Source organism: Sphingomonas sp. ABOLH (assembly GCF_003951715.1).
GTDB lineage: Bacteria > Pseudomonadota > Alphaproteobacteria > Sphingomonadales > Sphingomonadaceae > Sphingomonas > Sphingomonas hankookensis_A.
The window spans coordinates 1-9,084 of record NZ_QQWV01000072.1 but is presented as its reverse complement, the minus strand read 5'-3'; the positions used below and the strand labels follow the sequence as shown (position 1 = coordinate 9,084).

The window sequence follows — 9,084 nt, the reverse complement described above, 5'->3', positions numbered from 1 at the left end:
TTTGCAAACACCGCCTAGGGTTTGCGGTGGTGCTCGAACACCTCACCCACCGCAACATCGTAAGTATCAAGAAGCGTAGCCTTGCCAAGTTCCTTTGCCTGCAAGTGATCAGGATGGTGATCCCACGCCAGGAATGCCTCCCGATCGCTCCATTCGGCAACAACCACCAGCTCACCATCGTCCGCCTTGAACACCTTGTGCCCCAAATAGCCCGGCATCGCGGCGACAATATCGCTCATCTCGGCATAAAGTTCATTGAATTCAGCCAGCGTTTTTTCGGCCGGCATAGTCCGGAATGCTGCAATAATTCCGCCTTTTGGCATTAATCTCTCCATCTTCAGAAGGGCAAGGTCTTGATTTCAATCTGGTTCTCAAGGGTGCGATGTACCGGGCACCGATCGGCGATCCGCAGTAGGTCCGCGCGCTGCATATCGTCCAGGGGGCCAAGCAGACGAACGGACCGATCGATTACATCGATGCGCATCTTGCTGTCGCCGCAATCCGTACAGTCGGCCAAGTGCTCGCGGCCATGTTCGAGTTCGATTTCAACCGCTTCAAGCGGAATTCCTTTTCTGCGGGCATAGAGCATGATCGTCATTGAGGTGCACGATCCCAGCGCCGCCAGTAGATGATCATAGGGGCTGGGACCAAGGTCGGCACCACCGACATCTTCCGGTTCGTCGGCAAACCAATCGTGGGTTTGCGACTGGACAAATTGGGTAAAGGTGCCTCCTGCAGTTCGCAGCCGAACGGTAGCCGGCAATGGACGCGATTGCTCGGTAGTCGTAGCTGAAACCCGCGAGATCCACTGGTCGATCAGGCCCACCACCTCATCAGGCGCGCCAGGGACCAGCAACAGGTGATCGGCGCTGGCCAGCGTAGCGAACGACTTTTCCCCGCCCGCGGCCAGAAACAGGTTTTCACCCTGCTGATAAGGCACGATTTCATCGTTCCTGGCGTGCAAAACCAGCAGTCGCTGGGTCAGAGCCCGCAGCCTTGAAGCCTGCTCCTGGTTCGACGCCTGCTGGACGAATTCGGCAGAGACGGCCAGTTCGCGGCCCATGATCGCAAATCTGACCTTGCCCGATCGATCCAGTTCTTTCCGATCGACACCCAGAGTGTGGAGCACGTGATCGACTTCGAACGGAGCACCGATTGTGGCTAGGTTCTCGATCTGCGGCAATCGGCCGGCTGCCGCGATAACCGCTGCGCCTCCGTAACTGTGCCCGACCAAAAAATTGCAGGCAAGTCCGCGCTGCGCCATTGCTCCGACCGCGGCGATGATATCATCGGCATTGCCAAGCACGCCGGTCGCGCCGAATTCGCCTTCGCTCTTTTCAAGCCCGGCGAAATCGAAGCGCAGGACCGCAAAGCCCTTTTCAGCCAGCTTTCGGGAAACCTTGACGGCTGCAATGCTGTTGCGCCCGCAGGCAAAGCAATGGGCAAAGACGGCCCCCCCCCTGATTGGCGCGTTCGCGGGGTATTCGATAACCCCGCTAAGGCGGCCGGCAGCACCCATGAATTCGACTGGTTCGGATTTGCCCTGGGCCATGATAGGTGGTTGCCTTATCCCTCGGCCTCGGCGAGTTTGTCCAAAGCCAGGGCGTTGATGCAAAACCGCAGTCCGCTTGGCTGCGGCCCATCGGGAAAAACGTGTCCCAGGTGGGCGTCACAGACACTGCAGGTCGTTTCGACACGCTGCATTCCGTGGCTGGTATCCATGTGATAGGCCACGGCGGAGGGATCGACCGGTTCGGTAAAACTTGGCCAGCCGGAGCGGCTGTCAAATTTGCTGCGTGAATCGAACAATTCAGTCTTGCACGATCCACAGACGTACCGTCCCGGCGAAAACAGGCTGCACATTTCGCTTGAGAACGGCCTTTCCGTTCCCTTCAGTCGCATGACGTAGAAGCGGTCCTGATCGAGGATTTCGCGCCACTCGGCTTCGCTCCTCTCGACACGGCGCGGAGGCGAATGATTGCCGTTGTTGGCAAGGTGGATAACATCACTCCAGTCCATCGGCATGATCTCCTCACTGCACTGCGCCCAAAAATACGCAAGCTATGCCCCGTCATTAACAGGTTGCTTCGGAAAGTCAGCGCGCAGCCGGGATGGGATCAGCGCGTCGGATATGTCATCAGAAGCTTGAGAATCGGGGACATCTTCCAAAGTATGCAGATAATGCATAGAATATATTCGGCGAAGTTCACGAGAGTGCCTCGCTAGCGTCCGCGCTCGTGGTGTAATTTCCGGTGTATGTGACGGTGTATTCCGGGGTGGGGCATGCCCCACCCCGGAATGCGGCGTCGCTGGTGGCCACCGGGCTCATCGTTATGGTGGAGTTTGCACACTTCAACCGTGACGAAGAGGAGTTCCCGATGACCGAGGACAGATTACTGATCGAAGAGCTGGCTGCGAAGGGCGGCCAACCGGATTTTTTGCGCACCATTGCCGAGAACGTCCTGCAGCTGATCATGGAGGCCGATGTCGACGGCCTGATCGGTGCCGGACGGCATGAACGATCCGGTGAGCGCGCCACCTGGCGCAACGGATATCGTGATCGCTCGCTCGATACCCGGGTCGGCACGCTGAACCTCAAGATCCCCAAGCTGCGCGCGGGCTCCTACTTCCCCGGCTTCCTCGAGCCCAGGAAGATGGTCGAGAAGGCGCTGGTGGCGGTAATCCAGGAGGCGTGGATCGGCGGCGTCAGCACCCGGCGGGTCGACGAACTGGTCCAGGCCATGGGCATGACCGGCATCTCCAAGTCCACGGTCTCCAAGCTGTGCAAGGACATCGACGAGCGCGTTCTGGCCTTCCTGAAGCGCCCGCTGACCGGCGAGTGGCCCTACCTCTGGCTCGACGCGACCTACCTCAAGGTGCGCGAAGGCGGCAGGATCATCAGTGTCGCCGCGATAATCGCCATGGCTGTCAACACCGAGGGCCGGCGCGAGATCGTCGGCCTACATATCGGCCCTTCCGAAGCCGAGGTCTTCTGGTCCGACTTCCTGAAGGACCTTGTCCGGCGCGGCCTGACAGGGGTGAAACTAGTCATCTCCGACGCCCACGAGGGCCTCAAGGGCGCGATCACCCGCGTCATGGGCGCCACCTGGCAGCGCTGCCGCGTCCACTTCATGAGGAACGCGCTGTCCTACGTGCCCAAGGGCCAGAACACCGTGGTCGCCGCCGCCATCCGCCAGGTCTTCCTCCAGCCCGATCAGAAAAGCGCAACGCAGGTGTGGCGGCAGGTCGCCGACCAATTGCGTACCCGCTGGCCGAAGCTCGGCGCCTGCATGGACGAGGCGGAAACCGACGTGCTCGCCTACACCGGCTTCCCCACCCAGCACCGCACGAAGTTACACTCGACCAATCCCCTCGAGCGGCTGAACAAGGAGGTCAAGCGCCGCGCCGATGTCGTCGGCATCTTCCCCAACGAAGACAGCATCGTCCGCCTCGTTGGCGCCGTCCTGCTCGAGCAGAACGACGAATGGCAACTCCAGCACCGCTACATGCAGATCGAGGGTATGGCCGAACTCAACCAATCCATGATCGAGGAGGAAAATCAGCCACTACACATCACCGCAAAGGCCGCCTGACGATGACCCAGGGCCACCGCCGAAATTACACCACGTTGACGGACGTGACCAGTGCCTCTAGGGTCTGATCGGTTCACATCCCGTTGAATGGTCCCCAAGCAGCGCGTTCATGTCAGTTTCAGAAATGCTAGATCTCTTTCGCGAGACGCGCGAAATGCTAGATCTCTTTCGCGAGACGCGCGAATTGACCCTTTCGCTTGCCGAAGGGCTGAGCGATGCCGATGCGACAATCCAGTCCATGCCGGATGCCTCGCCCGCCAAGTGGCATCTGGGCCATACAACTTGGTTCTTTGAAACCTTCATTCTGCGCGACCATGTTCCGGGCTACACGTTGTTTGACGATTCCTGGCCGTTCTTGTTCAACAGCTATTACGAAGCCGAAGGACAGCGGCTCTTGCGTGCGCGGCGCGGGATGATCTCGAGGCCGACGCTGACCGAAGTGATCGGCTATCGCCGACATGTCGATACGATGATCCAATCGTCGTTTGGTGCGCTGAGCGTCGCAGCTCTGGATCTTGTCGAGCTGGGCATCCAGCACGAACAACAACACCAGGAATTGCTGCTTACCGACATCCTTCATGCATTTTCCAGCAACCCGCTGCGGCCGGCTTATTGCGGTAGCCCCGTGAATGAGGCACAAGGCCGGGCCCGGCCGCTTGAATGGCACGCCTTCGAAGGAGGGGTCGTGGCGGTTGGTCATGATGGCCCCGAATTCGCGTTCGATGCCGAAAGGCCGCGCCACCAAGCACTCCTGCCCGCCTTTGCCATCGCCGACCGCTGCGTCACCAATCGCGAATGGGAGAACTTCATTGAGGATGGAGGATACCTAGAACCGCGACACTGGCTCTCCGATGGTTGGGCGTGGATTAATTCGGAACAGATTTCCGCGCCGCTCTATTGGGGGGAAAGATGCCTCCAGGGCCGGCTATCCTTTACTTTAGGCGGGCTGCGGCTGCTCGATCCGGAGGCTCCGGTCGTACATATTAGCTTCTACGAAGCCGATGCATATGCTTCATGGGCCGGCGCAAGACTGCCGACAGAACAGGAATGGGAAGTCTCGGCGCAAGCGATTGATTCACTGTCGGGCAATCAACTCGAGATCGGAAGGCCGGTCACGCCGCGCCCGGCGGATGGATCTGGGCTTCAGCAGATGTTCGGCGACGTCTGGGAATGGACCGGATCATCGTTTCGACCGTATCCTGGCTTTCGAACCGCACCGGGCGCGGTGGGCGAATACAATGGCAAATTCATGTCAGGGCAAATGGTCCTGCGAGGCGGAAGCTGCGCCACGCCCAGGGGGCACATGCGCGCAAGTTATCGTAACTTCTTCCACCCGCACCAGCGCTGGCAATTCAGTGGTGTGCGCTTGGCCAAGGACATTTGAGAGTGAGGACCGCAACAGTCGCAATCGAAGGTAACTTGAAACAGGCCTCCGACGAAACGGAGGAACTGCGGGCTGATTTTCTGCGATGTTGCCACACCTCGGATTGGACCTTGCCAGCGCGCTGGCTCTACGACCACCGCGGTTCGGAACTGTTCGAGCAGATCACTCATCTTCCCGAGTACTACCCGACCAGGACGGAGCTTGACCTGCTTCGCGAAGCGGCCGATGCATTGCGTGCTTCAATCGGCGCGGGCCGGATGTTGGTGGAATTCGGCGCCGGAAGCGCCGCGAAGACTCCGGCATTGATCAAGGCGATCAACCCAACGCGCTATGTTCCGATTGACGTTTCGGGTGACTATCTGCGCGAGTCATCCGCCGTCATCATGGAGCGGTTCGTCGATCTTGAGGTGACGCCGGTCGAGGCGGATTTCAATCGCGCTGTACCCTTGCCTCAATGCCATCGACGATTGCCGATCATCGGATTCTTCGCAGGCTCGACGATCGGAAATCTCGAACCGCTCCAGGCAACCGATCTGCTCAGGCGGATGGGTGAAACGCTGGGCAAGGACGCTTTGCTGCTGATCGGCATGGACCGGGTGAAGCCGATTGAGGTGTTGCAGCGGGCCTACAACGATTCTCAAGGCGTTACCGCCGCGTTCAACCTCAATCTCCTGACCCGCGTAAACCGGGAACTTGGGGTGAATATACCGGTGGCTGATTTCACTCACGAAGCCAGATGGAACGCAGCACGCGCCCGGATCGAGATGCATCTGGTGGCTAACAAGGATTTGTCTTTCTCGATCGGGCAGGAGCGAGTTACCTTCACGGCCGGGAAATCGCTTCACACCGAAAACAGCCACAAATACCGCTTCGAAGAAGCCCGAATGCTGCTGCGTTGCGGTGGCTGGGACCCGATCCAATCCTGGTCGGCACCCGATGACTGGTTCACGCTGTTTCTAGCCAAACGTGATGTTCTTGAAGAGTATTTCCAAGATGGAGATGACAATTGCGTAGCGCAGTGATTGTATCGACCGCACGGACCCCAATCGGCAAGGCCGTCCGGGGCGCATTCAACGCGACCAAGGCCCCAACACTGGGCGCCCTGTCATTGCGCGAGGCGGTGGTCCGCGCGCGGATTGACCCGGCAGAGGTTGACGACGTGGTCTATGGCAGCGCCTTGCAACAAGGTGCTGCCGCCAACAATATCGGACGCCTGGTTACCTTGCGTGCGGGGTTACCCTATACCGTGGCGGCTCAGTCGTTGGACCGGCAGTGCTCGTCCGGTGTGATGGCCATCGCGACCGCAGCCAAGCAGATCATCGTTGACCGCATGGACATTGTAGCGGGCGGCGGTCAGGAATCGATCTCGCTGATCGAGACCCCGGATTTTCGCATCGACTTCGACAGCGATCTGACCGCGCTGCATGACGATATCTACATGCCGATGATCCAGACCGCTGAAGTGGTGGCCAACCGCTATGGCATCAGCCGCGAAGCACAGGATGAATACGCCCTTCAATCGCAGCAGCGTACCGCTGCGGCGCAGGCGGCCGGACTGTTCGAAGATGAAATCGTTCCGGTCACGGCGCGCAAGGCAGTGGTCAACAAGGAAACGGGCGAAGTTGGCTATCAGGAAGTTCATCTCACGAAGGATGAAGGCAACCGCCCCGAAACCACGCTTGATGTCCTGACCAACCTGCGCACGGTCATCCCCGGCGGCTCGATCACAGCGGGCAATGCCAGCCAGCTTTCGGACGGATCGTCGGCTTGCATCCTGATGGAGGAACGGCTTGCGGAAAAGCGGGGACTGACCCCGTTGGGCCGTTATGTCGGTATGGCGGTTGTGGGCTGCAAGCCGGATGAAATGGGGATCGGCCCGGTCTTTGCGATTCCCCGATTGCTCGAGCGCTTCGGGCTCAAGATGGATGACATAGGCTTGTGGGAATTGAACGAGGCCTTTGCCGTTCAGGTGCTCTATTGCCGGGACAAGCTTGGCATTCCGAATGACATGCTCAACGTCAATGGCGGTTCGATCTCGATCGGGCACCCCTATGGGATGACTGGTTCACGCTGCACGGGCCACGCCCTGATCGAAGGCAGGCGTCGCGGAGCCCGCTATGTGGTCGTGACCATGTGTGTCGGCGGCGGACAAGGTGCCGCGGTCCTGTTCGAAGTGTATTGAATTCAACCAGGCAGACCTGATTTGTGCCTGAATATAAGGAGACGTAAAAATGAGGTATTCTACAATCTTGTCGAGCGCAGCCGCAATTGCGATCGTTGCGACTGGAACTGCGTCGGCGCAACGGGGTGCCGAGGAAACGGGTGACCAGGCGCTCAAGAACGTGACCGGGGTTATCGCCGCACCCTATCAGCTTGGATCCAAGGTTGCGGCCAAGGGGCCTATGGCGATGAATCGTGGATCAGTGCTCAATGCGGCGGACAACACGATCACGCTTCCATTGCGCAGGGGGCGGCTGGAAAACGGCGATGCTGTCTGGTACATCGTCACCGAAGCCAGTGATCTTTCCGCCGCTCGTCAATTGGGGACCAGCTACGCGCCGAGTCTGTCTCGAGCCGATGCAAGATTTGTTCGTAGCGGTCGCTATATCGGCAGGGCCAAGCAGTTGATATTCGCAGCGGGAGGTGTCGACTTTTCACCTGCACGTTCACTGACACCCGGAGACGCCCCCAACTTCTTCCCTCCCAAGGGCTTCACCATAGGTGCCAAGGGTGATCATGACTATACGCCACTCACACGGATCGGCGGCGCGCGCGGCTACATAGTCAATGCCCCGACCATCGCATACAAGGTGGATGCTGCATCGCTAAACGCCATGTGCGACGGAAACGTGAATCACGAACTGGTTCATGACCGGGTGGTCAAGATTTGCCCAAAAACCGGGACAGTCACCCTCCAGGCGAATATCGGGCTGCACAACGGTCGCTCGTACCTGTTCATCTCTACCGAATCGAATGCCGATCTGGTGTCGGTGCTCGAGGCGGCCGTCTACGCTCCGCGCCTCGCAGGCTTGCCAGTAGACGACGAGGATACCCAATCCAGCTACGTCAATCGAAACTTTGTCACGGTCAATGGCCAAACGGGAGCAAGCAACCCTCAGCGGCAGGGCATCAACAGCGCGATTTCTGATGGCATGTCGGTTCTCGATGTCTTTGACTATGTCCCTGGTGACACGAAGGGATACAGCCCATTATGGGACATTTTTCCGGTGGTGTGGAATGACAAGGCCCGAGTGGATGGGGCAGTCAAACGCCTCCACTCTGCATCCGAAGTTCGGGCAGCCGTAGCCGCTGGCTACGTAGGCGGGCTCAACGGGAAATTTGGACCGGGCGGATTCAACGTGAACTGCCCGATAGTTTATCGACTCAATTGACCTGTCCTCTGTCAGAGCCCATGGCACAGATTTGAGGTTGTGATGTAAGGAGGATTGGGGCTTCGTCGTAGTGACGAAGGAACGAAGATGAAGCCCCAGCCCTCGTCCAAAAAATCGCTTGCCTATCCTGCATCGGAGAAGCTCGAAATCATCAGGCTCCTCGAGCAGTCGCACCTGCCTGCCAAGCGCACGCTGGACCAGCTCGGCATCCCCCGCCGGACGTTCTATCGCTGGTACCGCCGCCGCTACCTCGAAGGCGGGCCGGAAGCGCTGGAGGATCGGCCATCTGCGCCGAGTCGGGTGTGGAATCGCATCCCGGCGGCCATCCGCAACCAGATTATCGAGCTGGCGCTGGAGCAGTCCGAGTTGAGCCCGCGTGAATCGGCGGTGCGCTTCACCGACGAGCAGCGCTACTTCGTGTCGGTAGCCACGGTTTACCGCCTGCTCAAAGCCCACGACCTGATCACCAGCCCGGCCCATGTCGTGATCAAGGCCGCCGACCAGTTCCACACGAAGACCACCCGACCGAACTAGATGTGGCAGACCGACTTCACCTACTTCAAGATCATCGGCTGGGGCAGGATGCACCTCTCGACCGTGCTCGACGACTTCTCGCGCTACATCATCGCCTGGGGGCCGAAGGCAGGCGTAGCCCAACCTGCGCACCACCATGCGCGCCGAGGACGTGACCGACACGCTGGACATGGCGCTCAAG

At 59.4% G+C, this 9,084-nt stretch carries 8 protein-coding genes and 1 pseudogene; 6 read left to right on the top strand and 3 right to left on the bottom strand.

Annotated features, from left to right (window positions below):
* Nucleotides 1–14 precede the first annotated feature (14 nt).
* Genes CA237_RS18750 through msrB form a run of 3 tightly spaced genes read right to left on the bottom strand, consistent with a single transcriptional unit; the run spans nucleotide 15 to nucleotide 2,019 of the window.
* Complete coding sequence (locus CA237_RS18750; RefSeq protein WP_126015223.1) at nucleotides 15–323, bottom strand: antibiotic biosynthesis monooxygenase; 309 nt, start codon at nucleotides 321–323, stop codon at nucleotides 15–17.
* 14 nt (nucleotides 324–337) lie between these two features.
* Nucleotides 338–1,552, bottom strand: a complete 1,215-nt coding sequence (locus tag CA237_RS18745) for an alpha/beta fold hydrolase (RefSeq protein WP_126015221.1) — start codon at nucleotides 1,550–1,552, stop codon at nucleotides 338–340.
* Nucleotides 1,553–1,566: 14 nt separating this feature from the next.
* Entirely contained in the window at nucleotides 1,567–2,019 is a 453-nt protein-coding gene (msrB, locus tag CA237_RS18740) for a peptide-methionine (R)-S-oxide reductase MsrB (protein WP_126015229.1), read from the bottom strand.
* A 359-nt stretch (nucleotides 2,020–2,378) separates the two neighbouring features.
* Between msrB and CA237_RS18735 the strand changes: the two genes are divergently transcribed.
* The 6 genes and pseudogenes from CA237_RS18735 to CA237_RS18710 all read left to right on the top strand — a co-directional run.
* Nucleotides 2,379–3,593 (top strand): IS256-like element ISSpma2 family transposase, encoded by a 1,215-nt coding sequence (locus tag CA237_RS18735; protein ID WP_126015227.1) that lies wholly within the window; start codon nucleotides 2,379–2,381, stop codon nucleotides 3,591–3,593.
* A gap of 154 nt (nucleotides 3,594–3,747) precedes the next feature.
* Nucleotides 3,748–4,977, top strand: coding sequence for an ergothioneine biosynthesis protein EgtB (gene egtB, locus CA237_RS18730; protein WP_241215558.1), 1,230 nt, complete (start codon nucleotides 3,748–3,750; stop codon nucleotides 4,975–4,977).
* A 35-nt stretch (nucleotides 4,978–5,012) separates the two neighbouring features.
* A complete protein-coding gene (gene egtD / locus CA237_RS18725; RefSeq protein ID WP_164523924.1) occupies nucleotides 5,013–5,999 on the top strand; it encodes an L-histidine N(alpha)-methyltransferase in 987 nt (328 codons plus the stop codon).
* Nucleotides 5,984–7,159 (top strand): acetyl-CoA C-acyltransferase, encoded by a 1,176-nt coding sequence (locus CA237_RS18720; RefSeq protein WP_126015217.1) that lies wholly within the window; start codon nucleotides 5,984–5,986, stop codon nucleotides 7,157–7,159. The genes egtD and CA237_RS18720 overlap by 16 nt, the downstream gene beginning before the upstream one ends.
* A 49-nt stretch (nucleotides 7,160–7,208) precedes the next feature.
* Nucleotides 7,209–8,369 carry a hypothetical protein gene (locus CA237_RS18715; protein WP_206433021.1) on the top strand — a complete coding sequence of 387 codons (1,161 nt, stop codon included), beginning with the start codon at nucleotides 7,209–7,211 and terminating at the stop codon, nucleotides 8,367–8,369.
* 108 nt (nucleotides 8,370–8,477) lie between these two features.
* Nucleotides 8,478–9,084 (top strand): annotated as a pseudogene (locus CA237_RS18710) (helix-turn-helix domain-containing protein); the annotation flags it as partial.